Source organism: Aphanizomenon sp. CS-733/32, from assembly GCF_028330045.1.
GTDB classification, from domain to species: domain Bacteria; phylum Cyanobacteriota; class Cyanobacteriia; order Cyanobacteriales; family Nostocaceae; genus Dolichospermum; species Dolichospermum gracile.
Window position 1 is genome coordinate 1 of record NZ_JAQMSE010000064.1, and the last position, 25,415, is coordinate 25,415.

General features: G+C 37.8%; 26 protein-coding genes and 3 pseudogenes. 13 read left to right on the forward strand and 16 right to left on the reverse strand.

The features are described 5' to 3' along the window. Positions 1-250: leucine-rich repeat domain-containing protein (locus PN471_RS05230; protein WP_271775947.1), on the reverse strand; the 250-nt coding region annotated here is incomplete at its 3' end. A gap of 235 nt (positions 251-485) precedes the next feature. Then, entirely contained in the window at positions 486-2,066 is a 1,581-nt protein-coding gene (locus tag PN471_RS05235) for a B12-binding domain-containing radical SAM protein (protein WP_271775948.1), read from the reverse strand. Between the two features lie 243 nt (positions 2,067-2,309). Between PN471_RS05235 and PN471_RS05240 the strand changes: the two genes are divergently transcribed. The 5 genes and pseudogenes from PN471_RS05240 (at position 2,310) to PN471_RS05260 (ending at position 5,273) form a co-directional block, all read left to right on the forward strand. Continuing rightward, positions 2,310-2,501, forward strand: a complete 192-nt coding sequence (locus PN471_RS05240; protein ID WP_271775949.1) for a type II toxin-antitoxin system HigB family toxin — start codon at positions 2,310-2,312, stop codon at positions 2,499-2,501. 108 nt (positions 2,502-2,609) lie between these two features. After that, a pseudogene (locus PN471_RS05245) lies at positions 2,610-2,732 on the forward strand (type II toxin-antitoxin system HigB family toxin); the annotation flags it as partial. After that, positions 2,707-3,114, forward strand: coding sequence for a helix-turn-helix domain-containing protein (locus tag PN471_RS05250; RefSeq protein ID WP_271775950.1), 408 nt, complete (start codon positions 2,707-2,709; stop codon positions 3,112-3,114). The pseudogene PN471_RS05245 and the gene PN471_RS05250, both read left to right, overlap by 26 nt. Before the next feature lie 176 nt (positions 3,115-3,290). Then, a complete protein-coding gene (gene trpS, locus PN471_RS05255; RefSeq protein WP_271775951.1) occupies positions 3,291-4,298 on the forward strand; it encodes a tryptophan--tRNA ligase in 1,008 nt (335 codons plus the stop codon). A gap of 60 nt (positions 4,299-4,358) precedes the next feature. Next, positions 4,359-5,273, forward strand: a complete 915-nt coding sequence (locus PN471_RS05260) for a methylenetetrahydrofolate reductase (RefSeq protein WP_271775952.1) — start codon at positions 4,359-4,361, stop codon at positions 5,271-5,273. Between the two features lie 54 nt (positions 5,274-5,327). Here the strand turns inward: PN471_RS05260 and PN471_RS05265 are convergent, their stop codons facing one another. Next, positions 5,328-6,761 carry a carotenoid oxygenase family protein gene (locus PN471_RS05265; protein ID WP_271775953.1) on the reverse strand — a complete coding sequence of 478 codons (1,434 nt, stop codon included), beginning with the start codon at positions 6,759-6,761 and terminating at the stop codon, positions 5,328-5,330. Between the two features lie 36 nt (positions 6,762-6,797). Between PN471_RS05265 and PN471_RS05270 the strand changes: the two genes are divergently transcribed. From PN471_RS05270 to PN471_RS05285, 4 genes are all read left to right on the forward strand, one after another. Beyond that, the gene (locus PN471_RS05270) at positions 6,798-8,111 is read left to right on the forward strand and encodes an AAA family ATPase (RefSeq protein WP_271775954.1); all 1,314 of its coding nucleotides are present in this window, start codon (positions 6,798-6,800) and stop codon (positions 8,109-8,111) included. Positions 8,112-8,238: 127 nt separating this feature from the next. After that, complete coding sequence (locus tag PN471_RS05275; protein WP_271775955.1) at positions 8,239-8,586, forward strand: hypothetical protein; 348 nt, start codon at positions 8,239-8,241, stop codon at positions 8,584-8,586. A 113-nt stretch (positions 8,587-8,699) separates the two neighbouring features. After that, on the forward strand, positions 8,700-10,184 hold the full coding sequence (locus PN471_RS05280) for a DNA cytosine methyltransferase (protein WP_271775956.1): 1,485 nt from the start codon (positions 8,700-8,702) through the stop codon (positions 10,182-10,184). A gap of 32 nt (positions 10,185-10,216) precedes the next feature. Next, positions 10,217-10,975 carry a thioesterase II family protein gene (locus PN471_RS05285; RefSeq protein WP_271775957.1) on the forward strand — a complete coding sequence of 253 codons (759 nt, stop codon included), beginning with the start codon at positions 10,217-10,219 and terminating at the stop codon, positions 10,973-10,975. 305 nt (positions 10,976-11,280) lie between these two features. On the opposite strand, the pseudogene PN471_RS05290 reads toward PN471_RS05285, so the two are convergent. Both PN471_RS05290 and PN471_RS05295 read right to left on the reverse strand, forming a co-directional pair. Further along, positions 11,281-11,457, reverse strand: a pseudogene (locus PN471_RS05290) (IS66 family transposase); the annotation flags it as partial. A gap of 129 nt (positions 11,458-11,586) precedes the next feature. Beyond that, a complete protein-coding gene (locus PN471_RS05295; RefSeq protein ID WP_271775958.1) occupies positions 11,587-11,886 on the reverse strand; it encodes a hypothetical protein in 300 nt (99 codons plus the stop codon). 570 nt (positions 11,887-12,456) lie between these two features. Between PN471_RS05295 and PN471_RS05300 the strand changes: the two genes are divergently transcribed. The 3 genes from PN471_RS05300 (at position 12,457) to PN471_RS23305 (ending at position 14,570) form a co-directional block, all read left to right on the forward strand. Then, entirely contained in the window at positions 12,457-13,431 is a 975-nt protein-coding gene (locus tag PN471_RS05300; RefSeq protein WP_271775959.1) for a cysteine synthase A, read from the forward strand. Positions 13,432-13,598: 167 nt separating this feature from the next. Continuing rightward, complete coding sequence (locus PN471_RS05305) at positions 13,599-13,922, forward strand: (2Fe-2S) ferredoxin domain-containing protein (protein ID WP_193898762.1); 324 nt, start codon at positions 13,599-13,601, stop codon at positions 13,920-13,922. Between the two features lie 57 nt (positions 13,923-13,979). Then, complete coding sequence (locus PN471_RS23305) at positions 13,980-14,570, forward strand: DUF5331 domain-containing protein (protein WP_334311897.1); 591 nt, start codon at positions 13,980-13,982, stop codon at positions 14,568-14,570. A gap of 8 nt (positions 14,571-14,578) precedes the next feature. On the opposite strand, the gene ygfZ is transcribed toward PN471_RS23305, so the two are convergent. The 8 genes from ygfZ to bchL all read right to left on the reverse strand — a co-directional run bounded on the left by ygfZ (position 14,579) and on the right by bchL (position 21,869). Beyond that, positions 14,579-15,592, reverse strand: coding sequence for a CAF17-like 4Fe-4S cluster assembly/insertion protein YgfZ (ygfZ, locus tag PN471_RS05315; protein ID WP_271775960.1), 1,014 nt, complete (start codon positions 15,590-15,592; stop codon positions 14,579-14,581). A 330-nt stretch (positions 15,593-15,922) separates the two neighbouring features. Further along, on the reverse strand, positions 15,923-16,573 hold the full coding sequence (locus PN471_RS05320; RefSeq protein ID WP_271775961.1) for an alpha-ketoglutarate-dependent dioxygenase AlkB family protein: 651 nt from the start codon (positions 16,571-16,573) through the stop codon (positions 15,923-15,925). A 291-nt stretch (positions 16,574-16,864) separates the two neighbouring features. Further along, positions 16,865-17,740 carry a glycosyltransferase gene (locus PN471_RS05325; RefSeq protein ID WP_271775962.1) on the reverse strand — a complete coding sequence of 292 codons (876 nt, stop codon included), beginning with the start codon at positions 17,738-17,740 and terminating at the stop codon, positions 16,865-16,867. A gap of 132 nt (positions 17,741-17,872) precedes the next feature. Beyond that, positions 17,873-18,157, reverse strand: coding sequence for a type II toxin-antitoxin system RelE/ParE family toxin (locus PN471_RS05330; RefSeq protein ID WP_028091514.1), 285 nt, complete (start codon positions 18,155-18,157; stop codon positions 17,873-17,875). Next, positions 18,154-18,375 (reverse strand): hypothetical protein, encoded by a 222-nt coding sequence (locus PN471_RS05335; protein ID WP_028091515.1) that lies wholly within the window; start codon positions 18,373-18,375, stop codon positions 18,154-18,156. The genes PN471_RS05330 and PN471_RS05335 overlap by 4 nt, the downstream gene beginning before the upstream one ends. A gap of 256 nt (positions 18,376-18,631) precedes the next feature. Next, positions 18,632-20,035 carry a ferredoxin:protochlorophyllide reductase (ATP-dependent) subunit N gene (locus PN471_RS05340; RefSeq protein WP_271775963.1) on the reverse strand — a complete coding sequence of 468 codons (1,404 nt, stop codon included), beginning with the start codon at positions 20,033-20,035 and terminating at the stop codon, positions 18,632-18,634. Positions 20,036-20,187: 152 nt separating this feature from the next. Then, the gene (locus PN471_RS05345; protein ID WP_271775964.1) at positions 20,188-20,976 is read right to left on the reverse strand and encodes a DUF5331 domain-containing protein; all 789 of its coding nucleotides are present in this window, start codon (positions 20,974-20,976) and stop codon (positions 20,188-20,190) included. 26 nt (positions 20,977-21,002) lie between these two features. Then, entirely contained in the window at positions 21,003-21,869 is an 867-nt protein-coding gene (bchL, locus tag PN471_RS05350) for a ferredoxin:protochlorophyllide reductase (ATP-dependent) iron-sulfur ATP-binding protein (RefSeq protein WP_193898774.1), read from the reverse strand. Positions 21,870-22,495: 626 nt separating this feature from the next. On the opposite strand from bchL, the gene PN471_RS05355 reads away from it, so the two are divergent. Next, a complete protein-coding gene (locus PN471_RS05355; RefSeq protein WP_271775965.1) occupies positions 22,496-22,744 on the forward strand; it encodes a TIGR02450 family Trp-rich protein in 249 nt (82 codons plus the stop codon). 58 nt (positions 22,745-22,802) lie between these two features. Here PN471_RS05355 and PN471_RS05360 read toward each other — a convergent pair whose 3' ends face one another. From PN471_RS05360 to PN471_RS05370, 3 genes and pseudogenes are all read right to left on the reverse strand, one after another. Beyond that, positions 22,803-24,509, reverse strand: coding sequence for a GAF domain-containing hybrid sensor histidine kinase/response regulator (locus PN471_RS05360; protein ID WP_271775966.1), 1,707 nt, complete (start codon positions 24,507-24,509; stop codon positions 22,803-22,805). 253 nt (positions 24,510-24,762) lie between these two features. Continuing rightward, positions 24,763-24,999 carry a hypothetical protein gene (locus PN471_RS05365; protein ID WP_190382555.1) on the reverse strand — a complete coding sequence of 79 codons (237 nt, stop codon included), beginning with the start codon at positions 24,997-24,999 and terminating at the stop codon, positions 24,763-24,765. Positions 25,000-25,092: 93 nt separating this feature from the next. After that, positions 25,093-25,415: pseudogene (locus PN471_RS05370) on the reverse strand (zinc ribbon domain-containing protein); the annotation flags it as partial.

Here is a 25,415-nt window from a genome sequence, read left to right on the forward strand (position 1 = left end):
CATCTGGGATGGCTGTCAGTTGGTTATTGCTGAGGTAAAGCTCTTGTAACTGAGTCAGGGAAGCGATCGCATCTGGGATGGCTGTCAGTTGGTTGTTGCGGAGGTCAAGCCCTTGTAACTGAGTCAGGGAAGCGATCTCTTCTGGAATCTCAGTAAGTTCCATACTACTGAGATCGAGTTCTCTTGCTCCCTCTAGCCGTGCCTTCTCAATACGCTGCGCTGCTTCCTGATCAGCCTGATCTCGTGCCATAAAAACATCCTTTATACCACTACCAACATCGGAGTAACAACCAAACTTTTTTTAGTTACAGAGATTATACAGGAAGTGTAACGAGAAAATCTGTAACAACCAAACTTTTTTTAGTTACAGAGATTATACAGGAAGTGTAACGAGAAAATCTGATCAGTAGGTTGGTGTTAAAGATTGTCGTTATGGCAAGAGAATAGGGAATAGAAAAATCGGTTATGTAATTAATTCTATTCCATTACTTACTCACAGTTTCTAACTGCAAACTTCTTACTTCTTGTTCTTGTTTATATTGCTGAAATTCTGCTAATTCTGATTCTATTTCTGCCTTGACTTCATGACGGAACTTGAAAAAATGTTCACCTGTACCCAAAGCAATTAAATAATCATATAATAGATGAGATTTACGCCATGCCATTACTATTAATTGCCACCAAAAAACAAACCTTGTAGAACGTAAAAATCCCTGTCGCCAACAAATAGACATTAAAAATTGAAACTCTGGTTTTGTTAAAGTTCTTTCATATTTAGCTCGCCAACCTTCCATCATCATAAAATGGCGAAAAGTCCGTTTTAGGTATGGCATGGGTTCATATAAATTCCAAAAAGCATCAATAAATTCCTCAGCAATTTCCGACATTGGCCGAGTAGGAACAAAATTCATTAAGGCTTTTTGAGAACCCACAAATTCACCTAAACCATCCCTTAACCGTCCTTCTGTTTGCAAGCGAGTCCACATGGCTGTATTGGGTAAAGCTTGCAATAAGTTAAGATGAGCTTGGGGAATACAAGTTGCTTCCACAAATTCTTGAATCCGTTTACCTGCACCTGGTTTTTCACCATCAAATCCTAAGATAAAACCAGACATAATTTGTAATCCGGCTTTAGTAATTTTATGACAAGATTCAACTAAGGAATTGCGGGTATTTTGTGGTTTGTTAATTCCGACTAAACTATCTACATCAGGAGTTTCAATTCCCATAAACACCTGCACAAAACCAGCTTTTACCATTAGTTCTAGTAATTCGTCATCTTCTGCTAAATTTAAAGAAGCTTCTGTTAATAATGCAAAAGGATAATTACGTTCTTCCATCCAAGGAATTAATGCTCTTAAAAATACCTTAGCATTGCGTTTATTGCCAATAAAGTTATCATCAACTATGAATACATAACGCCACCAACCCATTTGATATAAAGCATCTAATTCGGCGAGAATTTGTTCTGGGGTTTTGGTGCGGGGTTTGCGACCAAAAAGGGTAATAATATCGCAAAATTCACATTGGAATGGACAACCCCGGGAAAATTGCACCGTCATGGCGATATAAGCATTTAAGTCTAATAAATCAAATCGAGGTAAGGGGGTTGTGGTGACATCGGGTTTTTCTGTAGCGCGAAAAATCCCTTTTTCTTCTCCCTTTTCTAAAGCCTCGACAAACATGGGAATTGTGATTTCCCCTTCATCTAAAATTAAATAATCTGCGCCGGCTTCGATTACAAATTCTGGTACAGATGTGGCAAATGGTCCCCCCACTGCCACTTTTTTACCTAACTTTTTACCTTTTCTAATTAATTCACCAAAATCCTGTTGTTGAATGATCATTGCAGAGATGATGACTAGATCGCACCATTCCCAATCTGCATCTGTTTCTAGACGGACATTGCGATCGCTCAATCTGAATTCCCAATCACTTGGTAACATTGCTGCAACCGTGATTAACCCTAATGGGGGATTCGTAGATCGTAACCCAGCTAAATCAATGGTTTCCTGATAAGACCAAAAAGAATTAGGCATTATCGGCCAGATTAATAAAGCTTTCATTAAGTGTATTTCCCTGAGTTGTTTTTGATCAAAACCTATTTAATTTGAACTATAAAAGCTGGGTTAGTTGGTTTTTATCTCTCTGGAGGTACAGATTCTTTTAGTTTTATATTTAAGAAAAGAAATAGATGAAGTAGGGATAAATTACAGTTCAGTAAACAAAATTTACTTGCATCTGAAATCTGAGACAAAATATGTGGTAAATTTACTTGAAAATAGCTATAATATTATTTTCCTAACTTGATGCGTGTTATTAGCAAAAAAATACTTAGGGACTTTTGGGAAAAGCACTCCCCAGCGGAATCAGGACTTTTACTATGGTATCAACGTATATCTGATTCTCAGTTGGAAAAGTTTAATGATATCAGACAAATTTTTCCATCAGCAGATTTAGTTGGTAACTTCACTGTTTTTAATATCAAAGGTAATCATTAAGTAGGTGAACACAATAAAACCAAACTGTGTAAAGAAACGTAAAATCGCCCAAACCCTCTTCACTCTTGCCTTTTGCCTTGCCATAACGACAATTTTCAACGCCAACCTACTTATCGCTTGATAACCTATATAGATTATGAGTATCAACTCTTATTTATACGTGCTGTACTCACTCATGCTGAATACGATAAGGAGAATTGGAAAAATGACGAGTGGTTTAAAAATTCCTAGTAACTACTATATAAAACTAATTACCACATTTCCTCCCCGACCAATTACCAATGAAGATGAATTAATTGCTACCCAAAATCAAATTAATTCTATTTTGGATCAAGGAAATATTACACAAGATGATCGAGACTATCTTAAGGTTCTTGGTACTCTTGTTTATGATTATGAAAAACAACATGAAATAATACCTAACTTAACAGGTATTGCACTCCTTCAAGCCTTGTTAGAAGAATCTAATCTGCAACCAAAAGATTTAATTTCCATCTTAGAAAGTGAATCAATAGTTTTAGATATTTTTAATGGTAAACGCCAATTAACAGAAAAACAAATTCAAGATTTAGCTGTTTTTTTCCAAATTGATCCTACTTATTTAGTTCCATAACTGAGTTTTCCGCTTACCTGGTAATTGTAGAAACTCCTGGTAAAAGTCGGAAAAAGACGAAAGATACTTTTAATAACCTGATCACTAATCCCCAATCACTGCCAATGACTACTAAAATAAGTCTTGTAACCGCCCCATTTACAAAGCGGGGAAGAGGAGATAACTAACGGATAATTATGGGTAAGCAGCGCGTCTTGTCGGGAGTTCAACCAACTGGTAACTTACACTTAGGTAACTATTTAGGTGCGATTCGCAACTGGGTAGAAATTCAAGACCAGTATGAAAATTTCTTTTGTGTGGTAGATTTACACGCTATCACTGTACCGCATAATCCCGCCACTTTAGCGGCTGATACTTACAAGATTGCTGCTTTATATTTAGCTTGTGGTATTGATTTACAACATTCTCACATCTTTGTTCAGTCCCACGTTTCCGCACACAGTGAACTTACTTGGTTGCTAAATTGCATTACCCCCCTGAACTGGTTGCAAGATATGATTCAGTTTAAGGAAAAAGCCGTTAAACAAGGGGAAAATGTCGGTGTTGGTTTGTTAGATTATCCCGTACTCATGGCGGCGGATATTCTCCTTTATCAAGCTGATAAAGTGCCAGTGGGTGAAGACCAAAAGCAACATTTAGAACTAACACGGGATATTGTTAATCGGTTTAATCACCAATTTGCCAAGAAAGCACCTGTATTAAAATTACCAGATCCTTTGATTAGAAAGGAAGGTGCAAGGGTGATGAGTTTGACAGATGGGACAAGAAAAATGTCAAAATCAGATCCTTCCGAGTTGAGTCGGATTAATATTTTAGACTCACCAGAGGAGATTACGAAGAAGATTAAACGCTGTAAAACTGATTTGGTGAGAGGTTTAACCTTTGATGATTCAGAACGCCCAGAATGCCATAATTTATTGACCCTGTATACGCTGCTGGCTGGAAAAACCAAGGAAGAGGTAGCGGTTGAATGTGCAGATATGGGTTGGGGACAGTTCAAACCTTTATTGACAGAAACGGCGATTTATGCTTTAAAGCCGATTCAAGATAAATATCAGGAGGTAATGGCGGATCAGGGTTATTTAGAGTCAGTGTTGCGGGATGGTGGGGAGAAAGCCAGAGCGATCGCTAACTCTACTCTAGCAGATGTGAAAGCTGCTTTGGGTTTCACAGTTCCTCTTTAAGGTTTAGGCTTTTAGGTGTAATTTGTTTTACCCTATTAGAAAATCGAACTAAATCACATTATGCCGGATACCCATAGTTTTAGTGCTTTTAACAACTTCCGCACAGCCGCCCAAAAGGGTGACTTTTTAATTACCGCCGAAGTTGCACCTCCCAAGGGCGGAGATCCTACCCATACCATCGAAATGGCAGCGACTCTTAAGGGAAGGGTTCATGCTGTCAATATTACTGATGGTAGCCGTGCCGTCATGCGGATGTCTTCCTTGGTAGCCTCGGTGATTTTATTGCAAAATGGCATTGAGCCGATTTGTCAATTTGCTTGCCGCGATCGCAATAGAATTGGATTACAAGCAGATTTAATGGGCGCTCATGCTTTGGGTATCCGCAACATCTTAGCTTTAACTGGCGACCCTGTAAAAGCGGGTGATCATCCTCAAGCAAAAGCCGTTTTTGATTTGGAAGCTGTACGATTATTGCAGTTAATTAGAAACATGAATCAGGGTTTTGATTTTAATGAAAAACCCCTCACTGATGGTGCATTAGACTTATTTGCGGGTGCAGCAGTAGATCCTCAATCGAAGAGTTGGTCAGGTTTGCAAAGTCGGTTTGAAAAGAAAATAGCAGCCGGGGCGCAATTTTTTCAAAGTCAATTAATTACTGATTTTGAAATATTAGAAAAGTTCATGAATAAAATTGCCTGTGGTTACAATAAACCAATTTTGGCAGGAATTTTTCTCTTGAAATCAGCAAAAAATGCCCAGTTTATTAATAAAGCTGTTCCCGGTGTAAATATTCCTGAACAAATTATTCAGAGATTGGCAAAAGCGAAACATCCCCTCGAAGAAGGCATGAAAATTGCCGCCGAACAAGTACAAACTGCGCGGGGATTGTGTCAGGGTGTGCATATTATGGCGGTGAAACGGGAAGATTTGATTGCACCGATTTTGGATTTAGCGGGAGTGGAGAAGGTTAGCTAGGAGGACAGTATAAGGGTGGGACTTCCCCATCCCTAGGTTGATTATGGGCCTTTTTTAAGCAGGTTTCCATGTCCCGTGGAAACTGTGGGGAATAACGCTGGGTAATCCCAGTTTACAAAGAGGTTCTTCATTTAATCTATCACTGGCAAATACCCAAACTTCGCTACTATGAGTATTCCCATCATAAACCACAGTTAGTAGCCAACCCTGCTCAGAGTTTTGCTGATTTTGTACATAGATAGGTTCGGAGGGATAGCAATTTTCTCCTATATTTGTTTGCGTTAAAGTTCCAGTTTGGTGATCAAAACCAGCAATACTATTTAAAAGTTCCTGTCCAACATTTGTCCCTGGTTGGAATCCTGACATATAGGTATAACGAGAAAATTGACCTGTATTTTGTGGAGGAACACTAGGAAACTCACAATGTTGATTTGAAAGTTGTTCAATTTTAATTACTTTTCCAGTTAGAGGATTAAGTTGAACTTGTGAAAATGTACTATTGGCAATTGTATGAGTTTCCCCTGTAGCTACTTCCCGTAAATATTGATTAGTTTGAAAATCTTCATAACGGGCAATATCTACAATTACCGCACCACTATTATCTACATAACCATTAGCAAAATGCCACTGAAACCAAGGTTCGGTCTCTCCCTGACTGACTAAAGATAAACTTTCTCTGTCAAAAACTATCATCTGAGTTCCCAATTCAGGATGCCATTCTAGAGAATCACTATAATTACTTGTTCCGACTAAAACAGGCCAAAGATTTAACCTCACTGGGGAAATAAAAAAGATTAGATACTGTCCTGCTAAAACAAAATCATGTATTAATGGTACTCCTTCTAATTGATATGTTCCTGTGCGGATAATTTTGCCCCTAGAGTCACTTTTATAAACATTAAGTGTGGCGTTTAATCCAGGAGTCACACCAAAATTAAAAATTTCCCCTGTATTTGCATCCCGCTTATAATGGGCAGAATAACTTAATTCCTTGGTTAAACTGCCTAAATCATCTTCACCACAAGTTTCTAAAGTTTGCAAATCTAAAGCATAAGGTTTACCACCTTCCCACAATGCCAAAAGTTTATTAGGTAATGCTAAAACGGAAGTATTCGCCGCATTTTTTACAGGTTTTATCCATTGATTCCAGATAATTCCTGGTGCAGTCATGCCATAATTACCATAAAGCAATTTACCCGCAACCGTTTCTTCTTGATAACCTGTGGTTTGCACATAGCGATAAACTGCAAATGTTTCTGCATTGGTAAAATTAACCGCGAGAATTGCCCCATCTCCATCAAACCAATGTCCCACCCGGATACCATTTCGTTCTAGTCGTGCTGGTCCATTCCGGTACAGTGTACCCCGTAAACCAGGGGGGATTGTACCTGCGAGAATAGGTAATTGAGTGGCAGGAAATTCTGTTGCTGGTTGAGATATGGCTCTAGACCATGCTTTTTTAGTTGACTTTTGATCAATTGTTTGCATATAGGATTTATTCTGTGAATAATAGGTTGTTGTCTCATGCTAATCGAATTTACCTTCGCTAATTTTAAAAGTTACAGCACAGGCCACTTACCTTTGGGGTCTTTGACTGTTTTAATAGGTGCAAACGCCGCAGGTAAAAGTAACGCTTTGGAAGGTTTGCGCTTTTTGTCATGGCTTGCACAAGGGCAAAAACTTTCTAGTATTCAATATGCTGTGAATAGTGCCGAGGCAGTGGTGCGTGGTAGAGTAAATGATTTATGCTATCATGGGCAGTCAAGTTTTACCATCGGTTGCCGATTAGATTTACCTGAATGGAATGAATTAAATATAACTCTGAACGTGCGTGATGGAGAACTACACATCAGTAGTGAACGAATTACTGACTCAATCAATACAGTTCCCTTGTATGAATTAGATCAACCTTCCCAGGGAATAAATACTGATGTTAGTGTGGCTTATAACAACTTTACAAGGGGTCAAAACAAGCCAAGAATAACTTGTAGTGATCAAATGGCCATATTCGTGCAATTAGATAGCCCTGCGCGGTTTGATATCAAATATGAAAAGTCCCAAAAGATAATTCCTGAGATTGCCGGCGAATATCAACGAGTTTTGAATAATATCTTATTTTTAGATCCTGTTCCTGACAGGATGCGTGAATATAGCTTTAAGTCTGATAAAAGATTATATGAAGATGGTAAAAATCTTTCTAGCGTTTTATATTGTTTATGGGAAAACCAGCCTGAAAATCAACAGATAATTCTCAATTTCATCCAGAGTTTACCAGAACAGGCTATAGATGGACTAAATTTCCTGACTGGTCCCAGGGATGAAGTTATGGTGCAACTAAGAGAAACTTTTGGTGATCAACCTCGCTATTGTGATGCTGCATTATTATCAGATGGTACATTACGAGTGTTAGCGATCGCAGCAATTATGCTATCGGCTACCGAAGGAAGTTTAGTAGTCATTGAGGAAATTGACAACGGCGTTCATCCCAACCGTGCTAAACATCTACTGGCCAGCATCAGAGATATTGCTGAACAGCGTAAATTGCGAGTGTTGCTTTCTACCCATAACCCAGCTTTAATGGATGCCTTACCTGATGCTGCTTTAAATGATGTAGTTTTTTGTTTTCGAGATCCAGAGGAAGGGAATCAAGGGAATAGCCGCCTTGTTAGACTTAGGGATATGGATGATTTTCCGAGTTTAATATCTCAAGGACCACTGGGACACCTAGTAACTGCGGGAATAGTAGATAGGTTTGTCAAGTCACCACACACACCAGAAGACAGAAAACAGCAAGCCCTGGCCTGGTTGTCTCGCTTGCAGGAGTACAGTCATGAGTAGTATTTGCCTAATAGATACCAGCGTATTCCTCAATATACTTAATGTTCCCCGCTGTAATGAGGATAGGGAATCAGTGATGCAAAATTTTAAGGAGTATATTGAGTTAGGCTGTACTTTTCTGTTACCTATGGCAACGATACTGGAAACAGGCAACCACATTGCCCAGAATGGTGACGGTACAATACGAAGGAAAACAGCTATCCATTTTGTTGAACAAGTAAAGGCTGCATTCACAGGAAAAGCACCTTGGCGGACTACAGCATTTCCAGATACAACAGAGATATTAGTTTGGATTGACCAATTTCCGGATCTAGCAGGCAAAAATAAAGCTCCTGACAAACAAGAAGGAACAAGTTTTGGTGATCTCAGCATTATTGAGGAATTTAATAAACTGTGTACACGCTTCCCCATGAGTGAAGTATTTATCTGGTCACTAGACAGAGATTTACAAATCCATCATCAAACCATTAACTAAAGAAATTCAAGTATTAGGTAAAAATTACAAAGACGAGGATTTTTAGGAATTGAACCTCCTCAAGATTTTGAAGAAGGGGGTTTAAAATAATTGACTTAAATAAGAGATGTAAAATGCAGAATATACAATTTACTTTTATTGACCTTTTTGCTGGAATTGGCGGATTTAAAATGGCATTAAGCAATAATGGTGGTCAGTGTCTAGGTTTTAGTGAAATAAATAAAGACGCAATCAATACATATTGCGAGAACTTTCAAATTGATCCTAGTTCTAACTTAGGAGATATTACCAAAATTAAAGAATTACCACCTCATGATTTGTTAACGGCTGGAGTTCCTTGTCAAAGTTGGTCAATTGCAGGTAAAAATCTAGGTTTTGATGATGATAGAGGTCAGTTATGGAACGATACAATTTATTTACTTCAACAATCCAAGCCAAAAGCATTTATTTTTGAGAATGTCAAAGGGTTGGTTGACCCCCGTAATAAAAAAGCTTTATCTTATGTTTTACAGAGAATTGAACAAGCCGGATATCATGCCAACTATTTTGTGATTAACTCATTTGATTATGGCGTGCCACAAAATAGGATTCGCCTATACATAATTGGATTTAAGAAAAAAGAGTATTTACAAAAATTCAGTTTACCAAAATCAACAGATAAAAAACTAAAACTTGGCGATATATTAGGTATTCTACCACAACAACAAATAGATAATCAGATTGTTGAGAAAGACATATTTGGCAATATTGTTGAATCTAAAAGGATGAGTCTTTCAAGTACCAATGGATTCAACGATTACTTTTTATTTAACGACTTGAGAAATGGTCATACAACAATACATTCATGGGACATTATTGAAACTACTCAACGACAGAAAGATATTTGTTTGTTATTACTTAAAAATAGACGAAAAAGCAATTATGGAGAATTAGACGGAAATCCATTATCATTAGAACATTTTCAAGGACTAGATTCGTCAATTAAACAAACAGAAATTGATGAACTGGTGCAATTAGAAATCTTAAAATCTGAACAATATCGTTTTATTATCAAAAAGTATAATATTAAAGATTTGACAAAAGATGAACAAATTTTACTTTCATTCACAAATAATGCAGAAATAATTGTTGATAGGTTGAAAATTCAAAGAGTGTTTAAATTAGAAAAGATGTCAATTAAAAAAACAATTGAGTCTCTTCAAGAAAAAAATATTATTGAGTGTGCTGAAATTCGCTATGATTTTAAAAACACTAAAATAAGCACAGGATTATTTGGTGTCAGTCGGATATTTTTACCAAGTTCTGATATTTTTCCAACTCTAGTTGCCAGTGACACAAATGATTTTATAACTTTAAAGACAATTGAAGCACTAAATCATCATGATTTTAAAAACAAATTCATCAAAGAAGTTTACGAATCAAGAGAATTTAGAAAAATTACTAAAAGCGAGGCTTGTTTAATACAGGGATTTCCTCAAGATTTTAAATTACCAGAGTCAAGACCAAGATGGATGAAACTAATTGGAAATAGTGTGTCAGTTCCCGTAATTGATAAATTATGCAAAGCTATTGTTGAGACTGGTGTATTTGAAAATTAAGAGAAGTCAATTAACCCCATAAAAACCCCATTATGACCACTAAAACTACCTTCACAAATTGGATAACTTGCCCTCAACCCAATCCCCACGCCAAAATACGCCTATTTTGCTTTGCTTATGCCGGTGGTAGTGCTACGATTTTTCGGACATGGGCTGATGATTTACCAGCAACTATTGAATTATGCCCCATAGAAATTCCCGGAAGAGGTAAACAAATCAAATCACCTCCATATACAAAAATTCAACCTTTAGTTCAAGCAATAGCCACTAATATCATCCCCTATCTAGATAAACCCTATGCTTTTATGGGTTACAGTATAGGTTCATTAATTAGTTTTGAGCTAATTAGGCTACTGCGTTCTAAATATAATTTTCACCCTTTACATCTTTTTGTTGCTGCTCATCAAGCCCCACAATTATCTGCGGAAAAACCGCCAATTTCTCAATTACCAGATACCGATTTTTTGGTCAAAATATCTCAATTGAATGGAACTCCCCAAGAAGTGCTAGAAAATGCCGACTTGATGCAGATATTTCTGCCGATTATCCGCGCTGATTTTACAGTTTTAGAATCCTATATTTATACTCCCCAACCTCCCTTAGATTGTCCTATTACTGCTTTTGGTGGGTTACAAGACCCAAGAGTTAGTTCTACTGCCATTGCTGCATGGGAAAAACAAACTGTCGCCCCTTTTTCATTAAGAATGATAGATGGTGATCATTTTTTTATCAATACTGCTAAGACTACTTTGCTTAATCATCTGATTCAATCCCTCCAATCCTATTTTTAAGGAATTTTTGTCCAAAAAAAGAGTGGATATTTCTATATTTATCTTCTAAAATACGAAAAATATACCTAGTACCGCAGAGCGGAAGTCAAAAGTCAAAACTAAGACAGTATAGGCTTTGTAACGATTTAGAATGGTTGCTTCACTTACGCCGCAGTGTACTAGTGATGGTAGCGGTTCACAGGGGTAATTGGTGACTCAAATACCGTGAAATAGAATGTGTGAAGTAATTACAGCTATGAAAATCACTTGCTAATCCATCTGGAGTACAAATGAATAACTACGCAAAACACAGCAGTATTTATAACTTACTTAGGTGCTGGAACTTGTGGAAGTAGAGAAGGAGAAGGTTGACTCCCACGCGCAGCACTGATAGCTGAAGTCATGAACTCCAAAACATTCCGATGTTGAGAACGGAGGGTAGTAACAACAGTTAACATTCTGGACACAAAGATACTACCAGCTTGGGATTGAGAACCAAAACTAGTACAACACGGCGTAAATAAACCAACCATTCTAAATCGTTAAAAAGCCTATACTGTCTTCGTTTTGACTTTTGACTTGAATTGATCAAACCTTATTGGCATAACGTATTACCAATATTGGAAAACGCTCTAACGATAGTGGGAATACCAACATCCAGCCATTTGCGATCGCTTTGTGGTCAGAGGCGCACCTGGAGAAGCCGCTAACAAGGCTAATCCTGTGATTACTTCGGGGGGTAAGTTAAACAGTTTTAGCAGGACAATAACCACTAAAGGAACCAGCACCACAACGGCTAAAAGCGCCCGGAATAGTAAAGCAGGTTTTCGCCACAGAGAAAGCATTTCTTCAAAACAAAGATTGCATCCTATGGCTAACATCAAAGAAAAAATCGTGATTTTAACGAAAATCAGCAATAAAGGATGGTGCATGGCTTGTTAAATTTTTCAAGCACAAGCAAATAATATCTCTAAATGTGATTTCGGATTACTATCCCTGGTAAGAGAATGTTGAATATTCTCTACTCCTGAATTAAGATCCGTTTTAACTATGATGATCATTTAAAATATTGTACCCTTGATTAACTAACCTCATTTTCTCTTGCAATTGTTTTTGCATTTGTGGTTTATTCACAAATAAATCAGGATGCCATTTTTTTACCAATGTTTTAGAGGGTGTTTAACTTCCATTAATGTCTACCTCATTTATGACATCATTTAATATATTGTATGATAACTGACATACAGAAATAAACCGAGCAATATTAAGATTGCTGAATTGAATTTAGATTCAATCTTTTGTACTTGCTTTTCGGAAATTGTCTGTAAGAAGATCACACTAAAATTGAGATTATAACAATTTTAATGTATTTCTTCCTTTGCGTCTTTGCTCCTTAGCGAATCTGCGCGAAACAAAAACAAAATTTGATAGCGTTCGCGAAGCGTCCCGGAGGGAACTAGCGCTGCTACAAGTAGATCGGGAAAAACTCAGGTAGATACAAAATGGATATCAAAAATGGATTTGTTGGTACAATTGGTAACACCCCATTAATTCGTTTAAACAGTTTTAGCGAAGAAACAGGTTGTGAAATCTTGGCTAAAGCCGAGTTTCTGAACCCTGGTGGTTCTGTAAAAGATCGGGCTGCGCTGTATATTATCGAAGATGCAGAAAAAAAGGGACTCCTCAAGCCCGGAGGTACAGTAGTAGAAGGAACAGCGGGAAATACGGGAATAGGGCTGGCGCATATCTGCAACGTCAAAGGTTATAAATGCTTGATTTTTATCCCCAATACCCAATCCCAAGAAAAAATAGATGCTTTAACTACCCTGGGTGCGGAAGTTCGTCCTGTTCCTGCTGTACCTTACAAAGATCCGAATAATTACGTCAAACTATCTGGTAGAATTGCGGCAGAAATGGAAAACGCCATTTGGGCTAATCAATTTGATAATTTAGCCAATCGTGTTGCCCATTATGAAACCACAGGTAGAGAGATTTGGCAACAAACTCATGGTAAGATAGATGGCTGGGTGGCATCCACTGGTACGGGTGGTACTTATGCTGGTGTAGCAATGTATCTCAAAGAACAAAATCCGAGCGTTAAATGCGTAGTAGCTGATCCTTTGGGTAGTGGAATATACAGCTATATCAAAACTGGGGAAATCAAAATCGAAGGTAATTCGATTACTGAAGGTATTGGTAATAGTCGGATTACTGCTAATATGGAAGGCGCACCTATTGATGATGCGATCCAAATTGATGATTCTGAAGCCTTGCGTGTGGTTTATCAACTATTAAGAAAAGATGGTTTATTAATGGGTGGTTCAACGGGAATTAATGTCGGTGCGGCGGTAGCTTTGGCTAAACAATTGGGTCCAGGACATACTATTGTGACTATCTTATGCGACAGTGGATCTCGCTATCAATCACGGATATTTAATAGGGAATGGTTAGCCAGTAAAGGATTGATGATCGATTAGGATTTTTGAGAGGATTTTTTAGCGATCGCCACCCCATAGTGGCGATACTCAACATTTGTTAGCAGCTATTACTAATCGAAATGATATAATCAGAATTATTACGGTTACTTATTTTCGTAATTAAGAGGTAAATCCATCATGGAAAAAAGAGGATATAGTTGATAAAAATGAATGAATTAATATCAAATATCCAAATACAGGAACAACCTCTTCCTATTTGTGTAAAAGTATGTCAACATCGTACTTGTAGAAAACAAGGTGCAAGGGAAGTTTTAGCGGCTTTACACGCTTTACCTATACTTAATGTGACAGTTACATCTAGTGGCTGTTTAGGTCAATGTGGGAATGGTCCAATGGTACTAGTTTTACCCGAAATGGTTTGGTATTGTCGGGTTTTACCCCAAGAAGTACCCAGATTAGTGGAACAACATTTATTAGGTGGTAAAAGAGTGAAAAAAATGCTTTATTATCGGTTTCATCCCCAGGGATAAAGATCACTGAAAATATATAAATGCTGTAATTTGGTACAGTAAGAAGTGAGGGAATGAATGGATATTCAGCATTTACGTCAATCATTAAAAAACAAGTGGCTGATTTATTACGAACAAAATCGTTCTTGGCTAGTGAAAATGCGAATCTGGAAAGATTATTATGGTATTCGCCGGCCTTCTTCAGGTTACATTTTAGCGACTTTATCTACCTTAGAACCAGAGTTGAAAAAAATTCTCCCTTTCATTTTGGATTTAAACAATGATCCTGATAAAATAATTTCGGCCTTATGTTTGCACTTCAATCCTGAACAGGAATTAAACTTATTAAAATCCCAGCATTCTACGGACAAAAATCAGATTGTTAGCACCTCTCCAGCTCATATAGCCTTGACAGATGCACCTGTACCCAAAGAACACAAACAGGTGTTATTGAAAATGACCACAGGTATTTCTGTGGTTGCAGTTGCTACACCGATTCATCATCATTCTTCAGTTAAGCTACCTGTAGGATTGGGAAGGGAACAAATAGATAAACAATTGATAACTACGGGAGTCCCCACCCCAAACATTACCCGGATTTTACCTACTCATGGTAATATTTTGCCGTCTTGGATAGATGAATTATGTCCGGGTAGAGGAAATGGGTAATGGACAATTTAGACATTACTTGATGGATATTCGTGGGAGACAAAGGGAATAGCAATTATTTCTCCTGCTGCTTCTCCAACTTGCACTTTTAAGCCAACTCCACCAGCTTTACTCCTGATGTAACCTAGTCCAAAATGACCATCAGGAGTGGTTGTATAGCTAGTAAGTTTACCTACTTTTTCTTCGCCAATGGTGATTACTGTTCCTGATGCAGCCGCAGCACTGAGACGAATTCCCCAAAGGTATTGTTTTACACCTTTGTATGTATTAAGTCTGGCAATGGTTTCTTGACCGATATAACAACCTTTATTAAAGGAAACTGTATGCCATAAGCCAACTTCCAGGGGGTTATAATCATCCGTGAGTTCCGAGTCAGGAGCGGGACGACCTTGTAATATTCGTAACATTTCCCAAGCGCGATCGCTCAATTCCCCAGCCCCCAATGACCGTATCTTCTCCCACCATGTTTGTTTTTCAGCGCGGGGTAAAATCAGTGTATATCCAGGTGCAGCCAAGCCGCTACCCACTGCAACTATTACCCCACCCACCAAAATGTGATTACCATTTGGTTGACCAATTAAATCACCAGCGCCCAATTTTTCAACAACACCATGACTTTGGGGTCCAATGAGGCTTAATATCGCTGTTTCTGCTGTCACATCAGTTAATTTAACTTGATCCGCTGGGAAAATATAGCGATCTAGCCATTTCATAAGTTCCTGACGACGGTTAGGGGAAACCAATAATAAAACAGCATCATTTAATATATAAGCAGTGACTAAATCTATCGTCCGGGCTGTAGATGTCACCATCACAGTATCGCAGCCCTGACCGGGTTTACGAGATTGCAAATCATTAGTGCTTTGATTGTGTAAAAAGCGAAGCCGATCATCGCCAGAAATACGGATGAGTCCCCAAGGAGAGCGATCGCTATCCTCGCAGAAGGCATCGCACACTACCACCCCTTCCCGTACCGCCTGCATAGCATTTACATCTTTAGTATCAATTGCGGATGTTAACATAGTGGTACAAAGTCACCTTAATTTCAATATGATGTTCTGAAAAATATTAGCAAATAATTTGGTAATTAGTAAAAACTCTTCTCCATTCCCCATTCTACTATACAATAGCGATCGCGCTCCCACATCCCAAACAGCGATTCCTACGGCACGCTGCGCGAACACGCAGAGACGCTCCAGGCGCAGAGAGTAAGAGTTTGAGAGATGGAATTTTCGACTTTCATACCCCAATATCTGATGAAAATTGGGATTATAAAAATCTGGTGAGGTTTTTAATCCTTCTAAAATATACTCGTATAGTTTTTCTATCAAATTGATACACCCTGAGTTAAATTAGTGAATAATTCTAAATGTTAAATTGATTCGTGGCTGAATTTCTTTAGCTGTTTTAGCAATTTGGTGTTGCCAAAAATGCTGAGTTTCACCTTGCATTAGCAGAAAACTACCACTAGCTAAATCAATATCAATTTTGTGATTTTTTGAATGCTTATGTCGTAAAGAAAAACGACGAGTTGCACCAAAACTAACTGAAGCAATTATGGGATTTTTCCCTAATTCGGGTTCATCATCACTATGCCAGGAAACACTATCTTTACCATCACGATATAAATTAATAAGAACACTATTAAAACTAACTTGTGCAATTTGCTCAATTTTAGATTTAATTAATTTCAATGTAGGATTCCAATGTTCTGGATGTTGTTCTATGCCAGAATAAGTATACGATTTTCCTTTATCTCCATACCATGCTGTCAATCTTGGTATAGGCATTTGCTTACCAAAGAATTGGATTATTTCTTGTTTCCAGTTAATACTAGAATATAAATCTGAAAAAAGCTGATTACTTTCTTTGGTGCTAAAAAAATTCGGATATAATATTACTTCTCCATCAGTAGAAATAATAGTTTTTTTGTTAACCTGATTTTCTAATACCAGGTTATTAGTATCTGGTAGATAATCCCAAAGACTGATTTGATTATACATAATTTGGTTAGATCTCCGTAATTATACAGTTTATTTAAATCATCAGATTGAATGATTTAGGCAGGTATTTTACCTGACCATCTAATCCTATTCTATCCCCTCAATCCGATTTTCCACCGCGCTTGGCTATCGCACCCCACACATCCCTAAAACAGCGATCGCTCTTTGTTATATCTTTTGCAAAATTGTAGGTTGGGTTAAGCGACAAACCCAACACAGATATATAATTGATTGTTGGGTTTTCTCAACCCAACCTACATCTGACTTTTAAAACATCCTCAAGTTTTGCATTTAGCTTATGTATCCCCATAACATACAAATATACTGTAATTTAGACAAAAATTGATTTATAAAACTCAATTTATTAGGTTGAAAAACTTTAGGTTTTAAGTCAACTTCATACATTTTGCTGATAATTTTATTACCTTTTCCATATCTAATAAATCTTCGACAAAAGCCAATAACACCATCATCAAAATTATGATAAATAACAGAATTAAACGCATAATCAAGATTGCCAATTTCTAACAATCTCCATCCTAAATCTATATCTTCCCCAGCAGCAATATTAATATTTTCATTAAAGTAGCCTATTTTTTCAATAGCTGCTTTCCAAACCATTGAATTAGCAGTAATTAAATACTCTGGTCTTGTATATCCTTGCTGTTGAATTACTTTTAAAGGCACTAAAATTTCTTGTGTTTCATAATATTTTGATAAAAAATCATTTCCCCATGATTTAACATTGCCTGCATATCCAATACAGCCATTCATTGAATTAATATATCCTAAAATCCATGATTCTGAAGGGATACAGTCGCTATCTGTAAATAGAACCCAATCACCTTTGGAATGTTGAATACCTAAATTTCTTGCGGACGCAGGTCCCATTTTTGAGCATTTCAATAAAATAATTTCAATACCCTTAGCCTGAAATTGTTTATTGATAGTAATTCCCTTTTTCGAGAGATTATCAATAATAATAATCTCTCTAGGATAAAGTTCTAAATCGTGGTACTTAAAAAAATTATACAAAAATAAATCAATTCCTTTTTGATCATCCCTTACAGGTATAACTATTGATATATCTGATGGCTTAATATTTATTGGTGCGATTAAATTAGCTTTCTTTTTGGGTTGATAATTGAACTTGCTGATTAAAGTCATAATTTTAAAACTAATGTATTGTAATTATTTCATGAAGTTAAATAGCCTGAAAAAAACACCGTAAACTTGATTAATGGTGCGTTACGGCTTTGCTAACGCACCCTACAGATACTACAGATACTACGAATACTTTTAATAAACCTCATCATGACTACCGATATCAATTACCACAATCATTTCCTCCTGTGTATCTGAATCTTGTTTTAATGTATAGATAATTCGACAATCATACGCTACAGAACAAGCCCATAAACCATCTAACTGACCACTTAATTTATGAGACTTTAAAACAGGATTGAGATAATCAGATGCTAGTAATTCTAATACTTCAGAAATTCTCTCCTGCAATTGGGGATTTTTCCTAATAATTCGCTTCAAGGCTCTTTTAAAACTACTATCCCAAACTAATGTTTTCATTCTTCTTCCATGATATCAGCTAATAAATCTGCCACAGTACCTTTTTTAGCTGTACCTGCTGACAAAGCGGCTAAAGTTTGCTCTGCATTCTTAGCGATTTCTAAACGACGTTTTTCAATCTTCCTTTTCTTAATTAATTCTACTAAAAAATCCTGATCTTCTTGAGAAAGATTTTCCACATATTCAATTACCTCTTGAAAAGATATAGTTTTATTCATAATCAACCCCTAACCATTGCACTTAAAAAACAACTTACCACAATTATAACACTCCTCTTCTCTTTCTTCGTGTTCTATCCGCTACGCGAACGTGTCTTCGTGGTTCAATAAAAACAAAAAAAAGGACGAACTCCAACAGATCCGTCCCAAAATTGCCGAAGAAAACGTAAAACTTCAGATTGTCAAAGATCCCCGACTTCTTATTTAAAACAATCAATAAATTATCATCAATTTTCAGAAGTCGGGGATCTGGTTTCTAAACCTGCGCTTCCTCTCTCACCAACTTATCCCAACCCAAATCCTTCAAATTATTATTCCTTCTTAAAGGACGAGTTACCAACTCCAAAACATCACGCGCATTACCAAAACCGTGAATTTGAGCAAAAGTAAACTCCACAGACCACTTAGTATTAATACCTCGTGCTTCCAATGGATTAGCATGAGCCATACCAGTAATTACCAAATCAGGTTTTAAATCATAAATTCGTTGAACTTGATTGTAATTATCGGGCTTTTCGACAATTGTTGGTAAAGGTGAACCCATTTCCTGACAAGTTTTTTCTAACAAAGCTAATTCAGCAGCTTGATAGCGTTTATCCATGTAAGGAATGCCGATTTCTTGAACAGTCATACCACAACGCACCAAGAACCGCGCTAGGGAAATTTCTAATAAATTATCGCCCATGAAAAACACAGATTTACCGCGAATTAATTGCACATATTCTTCTAAATTTTCCCAAATTTGTGCTTCTCTTTCATCTAAACCCTGGGGAGTAATTCCCAACACAGAACAGATTTTTTCTACCCATGCGCGAGTACCGTCGGGACCAATGGGGAATGGTGCGCCAATTAGTTTACACTTGCGACGACGCATTAAGGTTGTAGCCGTGCGGCTGAGGAAAGGATTGACACCAGCGACATAATACCCTTCTTCAATTACAGGTAATTCTGTAAACCGTTTGGCAGGTAGCCACCCAGAAACTTTGATACCTTGTTTTTTCAGTTCCAAGGTTAATTGGGTAACTACTGGGTCAGGTAAAGAGCCAAAAAGTACCAAAGGCGGATGATTTACGTACTCAGATTCATCTTGAGCGATGTCTTCTTTTTTCTTACCGAAGTTCATCAGTTTCTGAATGGCGTTACGCTCGCCTTTTTCAGTTTCCGATACGGGAGACTTTTCAGGACAACGATGAGCCATAGCGGCTAACACAGTGTCCTCTCCTTGGGTAAATGCGTAGTCGAGTCCGTTGGCACGGGCGACCACAATGGGAATACCTAAATCAGCTTCTAACTTAGGTGCTAAACCTTCCAAATCGGTTTTAATAATTTCGGTGGTGCAAGTACCAATCCAGACAATTACACTAGGATTGCGATCGCGTTTAATTTGCTCACACAAACGTTTTAATTCTTCATAATCATTCAACTGTGCCGAAATATCCCCCTCTTCCAACTCAGCCATAGCATAGCGAGGTTCAGCAAAAATCATCACCCCCATCGCATTTTGGAGGAAGTAACCGCAGGTTTTCGTGCCAATAACTAAAAAGAAACTATCTTCAATTTTCTGATATAACCAAGAGACACAACTAATCGGGCAAAAGGTGTGATAATTGCCAGTTTCACATTCAAAATTTAAAGCTTCAGGCTGTTGAGCAACAGTCATATTAATATTCTCCCTTTAATTTTTTTTAACTTGGAAAGTAGATGGTTGGTGATTGGTGATTGGTGATTGATGATTGGGTTATTCATTTCCCCCTACTTTCTTCCCTGTCACCTGTCACCTGTCACCTGTCACCTAAATTCTGCTTTCAACGATTAATTGTTAGGGAAGAGACGAGCCATTTCTGATTCATTAAAAACTTCAGATGGCAGTTCTTCCAAATTGTCGTCACCATTATGCAGCGGAGTTTCATCACCCCAGATATCCGAAACTACATCATCAAATCCATTTTCTTCAGATGTATTCAGTTCATCCAAAGAATTATCATCAGATAGATTCAGTCCACTAAAAGCATTTTCCGGTATCTCTCCAAAGGCATCCTCATCACTTAAAGACATCGGATTAAAAGAGGTATGACCGAAATCACCCATTGCTTCCAAACTGGATGATGCTTCTGAGTCATGAGAAACACCTTCATCGGATAAAGAAATACTGCCAAAGCCTTCATGATCTCTATCTATAGCCCAAGTGGTTTGCGCCAGGTTTCCCAAATTATTCAGATTGATCCCAGAAACTGAGACAGATTCCCCTTCTGGCTCAGGTACATCTGCCACCACAGCCGACGGACGAGCATACATTTCTGGTTCTACTGTGGGGACAAGACGATTACCAAGGGCAATATCAGGGTCAAAATGCAAATCCAGAACTTCAATTAAGGTATCCGCATCTGGATTCAATTTGGCAAAGGGGAACATTAGCTGGGCTAATTTTGGTTCTAGAGCATTGATGACTCCCAGGATGAGGTAAGAAGACGGACGCTTGCCGCCATCAGGGGTATAAACTGATTCAACAGTCATTTGGAGCGTAATCCATTCACGATTGGCTTGAAAGAATTGCAGCCACTTTTGTTTGATCGAATCGGTAAAACTATCAAAGAAAGCCATAAGTCCATCCTGAGAGGTAAAATGCTTTATACAATCATCAAGTCTAATTCCTCTTCAGCATTTGTGGCTTTAACTTTTACTGGATTGAGATAAAAATCTGACAATAGAGAAAAAAGTTCACGATCAGGAGCGTCGTTGGGAACTACACCTTCCGGTTGCGCGAGAATTTGATCAGCAATATTCAGGTAATAGTCGCAAACGTAGCGCAGAGAAGGATCTGACTCTGCCATTTCAAATAGAGTTTTACCTTTGACGCGGGAAACGCGGATATCTTCAATTAAAGGTAATACCTCTAAAACAGGCATAGGCACGGCTTCTATATATTTATCAATTAAATCCCGCTTGGAGGTACGATTACCGATTAATCCCGCTAAACGCAAGGGGTGAGTCCGAGCTTTTTCTCGAACGGAAGCCGCAATCCGGTTGGCTGCAAATAGGGCATCAAAGCCATTATCTGTAACAATTAGACAATAATCTGCATAATTTAACGGTGCTGCAAAGCCACCACAAACAACGTCACCAAGGACATCAAATAAAATTACATCGTATTCATCAAAAGCATTAAGTTCTTTTAATAATTTGACTGTTTCCCCAACTACATAGCCACCACAACCGGCACCTGCTGGTGGACCACCTGCTTCAACGCAATCAACCCCGCCATAACCTTTGTAGATTACGTCCTCTGGCCAAACGTCTTCGTAGTGATAATCTTTTTCTTGCAAGGTATCAATAATGGTGGGAATCAAAAACCCAGTCAGGGTGAAGGTGCTGTCATGTTTGGGATCACAGCCAATTTGTAAGACCTTTTTACCTCTTTTAGCTAGAGCTACAGAGATATTACAACTGGTTGTAGATTTGCCGATTCCACCTTTTCCGTAAACTGCTAGTTTCATTGTTGTACCTCTCTTATAGTTTCTTAACAAACTCTTAAGCTCAAACATTTACCTGTATCTAGATTGATGAGGCGATGTGTGAGGTGTTTGAGTGCCATTATTGTGCAAATTCTCTAGAAAGGAAAGGGGACTGGAATCTAAAAGGTGCTGATATCAGATGCTTAAGTGAGTGAATATTTTAATTTATAACTAATAAGCCGTTAATTATGCTTAAAAAGCTCAAAATTCTAAAAAATTAAATTTTAATATTTTATTTTTATAAAAATGGTTTCAAAAAACAAAAAAATGAAATAGATAAAAATCTATTGATTCCATAAGATAGGCTTACTCTTGTGACTGTTGACAATATTGCGGGTATTTACGGTGTGTACAACCAGAAAACCATTGTCAACGGTCGGTTGAAAATAAAGGTGAGATCTGGGGATCAGGTTAATCGGGTATTCTGATTCAGGAGTAAAATTGGCAATAAAGAAATTTTATGAGCGATCGCTTCCCTCTTTGTTACCATCACTCCTGGATTAGTAAATATTTATTAAATTAGAAAATATCTGATATAAAACTTTACAGGGAATAGGGAACAGGGAACAGGGAAGATAAGAAAGTTCTTAACCAATGACCAATGACCAATGACTAAAAAACAAAAATTTCCTTACTTGCTGGGTTCTAAATGGACTGCACAGAAAAAAGTTGATGGTTGGCGACATTTTCAGGTTGTTAACCGCAAAAATCAGGGTAAATGGGTATATGCGGAAATGGTAGCAGCTTGTGATCCTCAAGTGCGATTTTGGTTAAATGCTAAATTATTACAAGATAATTCCCAATGGTACGCCGGCTGGCAAACCTTAGGAGAAATAAACTCTATCGAAAACCATTAATTCCCTATTCCCTATTCCCTATTCCCTATTCCCTATTCCCTATTCCCTGTTCCCTGTTCTAAACCATCAATGGTTGTTGATACAGTGGCACAGTGAAAGTCACCGTCGAACCAAGTCCCTCACCTAGACTATAAAAATGTACCTCACCACCCATTGCTTCTATGAGCTTTTGGGATATTGTCAGTCCTAAACCTGTACCACCATAGTGACGAGTCCGAGAACCATCAATTTGAGAAAATAATTGAAATAGCTTATCTTGCTTATCTAAGGAAACACCAATACCTGTGTCAACAACACGAACTTTGACTGTTGTAGGGTGTTTTTTTGGTATTAAATCGGCACTAATAGTGATACCACCTTCATGGGTAAATTTAATAGCATTACCTACCAAATTTAGCATGACTTGTAATAATCTCTTATAGTTGCCTTGAACAATAATTGCATCAGAAATTGTCGGCATTTCCATGCGGAAACTAATATTTTTCATCTCCGCTTGCTGACGGGTAAAGCCTTCAACGTCATCAAATAGTTCTTTGAGATTGACTGGTGAACAGTCTAATTCCATTTTACCTGCTTCAATTTTAGCAAAGTCCAAAATATCATTGAGGATATTTAAGAGATGCAAAGATAATTCATGAGCTTCCAAAATAAACTCATGTTGTTCTTGAGCATCATCTGTAACTCCTTCTAAAATTAGCTTTAAGAAGCCAATCATGCCATTGAGAGGAGTCCGAATTTCGTGGGAGACATTAGCCAGAAATTCGCTTTTTAAGCGAGAAACTTCTTCAGCCTTTTGTCGAGATTCTTCTAGTTCTTGATATAAAGTAGCATGAGCGATCGCTGTTCCTAACTGATCTGCTACTTCCCTGGCTAATTCTAATTCTGCTTGTGTTAGTGGATGGCATTCATCAACAAAACTAAGAGCAGCTAAACCATTAACTTTGTCTTTGTAACAAGTCGCAACAACCAGAGATTGAGACTGTGGAGATTGGTGATTAAATGAAACCGCCATCACCACAGGCTCTAAAGTCGCTAATGCTTGAGCAAAAGCCGGCTCAGAAGATATATCTATTTCTGAGTCAAGAATAGAAATTCCCTCTGGCCGATGATACTCAGCAATTACCCGAACCTTGGTATTAGCGGGTTGATAAGGGCAAATAATACAGCGTTCTAGGTTGAGTCTTTTTCCCAAGCTATCAACCGTTTGTTGCCAAATAACATCTAAATCCAGTGTCCGACGAATATTTCTGGTGATTTTGTTTAATAACTTCTGATGTCGCTGCAATCGTAAAGCTAACTCAAGTGCTGTTGGCGGTTTAAGTACCTGATTCACATCTTGAGGATTAATTTTCGATGGTAATAACCTACCCATCACCAACACTGTAGTTGTTGGCTGACCAAACTGCGGCAGAATCGGCGTAATTGTCAATTCCAACTCTAATAATTCGATATTTGGGCATTTGAACCAGCATTTCACCCTTTCCGGCACAGAACTGCTCAAAATCCGGTGTAAATGTTCTAGATAAACAACCTTATCTACTGGCGCAAAGCTATCATTTTCATTGAGGACATCAACTATCTTCTGGGGATCACCCCCTAAGTATCCGCTGTGTTGCCAATAAAAAGTCAAATAGTGTCCAGAGGCATCTTGAGTATATATTAACTCTGCTCCCAGAGTTGCTGATGAGCGATCGCTCATGAGAGTCACAGATTCCGGATTTTGAGGAATTAAATTCGGAAATGGGGTATTGGCACTAATAGTCATTAATCGAGTTGGATAGACAAAAAGCTTCCTACCGTGCTTATACTAAAGCTAATTAAATTCTGGCATAAACTTTTACAGGTTTTACATTTTTCCAGGGTGGATTTTTGACTTTTCTGGCATTTAAGACATTAATCTTTACATTTCTTATCATTAGCTAATACAGCGGTATGCACTTGAATAAGATACATAATCTACAGTAAAAGCCTTATGGTAAGAGACTCTTAACTCCTGACTCCTACTATATTAAATCCTTTTAATCATTCCACTCACCACGGGGGGGAACAGGTGTCCGTAGAGGGGCGCGTGTTAACTCATCATCTCTATTAAAATCACCCCGTAACCATTGACGGATAGCCACCTCAATCACCTTACTAGGATCATTGGTCAGATGTTGAATTTGCTCTATCAATTCAGAATCTAGATTAAGAGCGATTTCTGTCTTCTCAGTGCGTTTTTTATCTGCACTGTTGGGTTGTTCCTGCATATTCATGGGTTTAAATACTTTGAAATAGGTTTATTGAAACTGTTTTTCAGCAGTCATGATATTTATAATTGAGTGTATTCAATTTTGACACTCCCCGCTCTAAAGAGACAGGGATTCTTTAATCAAAGACATGACTTGCTCGTCCAGGATTTCTCCAGCACGAGTAGAGGACTTATCTCCTAAAGCGTTACTCATGTCTAGCATGAAAGTTCCCGTATGCCCTACGGTACTCAATCCTCGACTCAGGATATTTTTAGCTGCATTCTCATCTCTATCCATCATACAACCGCATTGACAAATATGCGTTCTAGTGGACAGAGATTTTTTAACAACTTCACCACTGTCATCCAGGAGTTCAGGAGAAAGAAGAAAGAAGAAAGAAGAAAGAAGAAAATCTCTCCCCTGCCCCCTGCCCCCTGCCC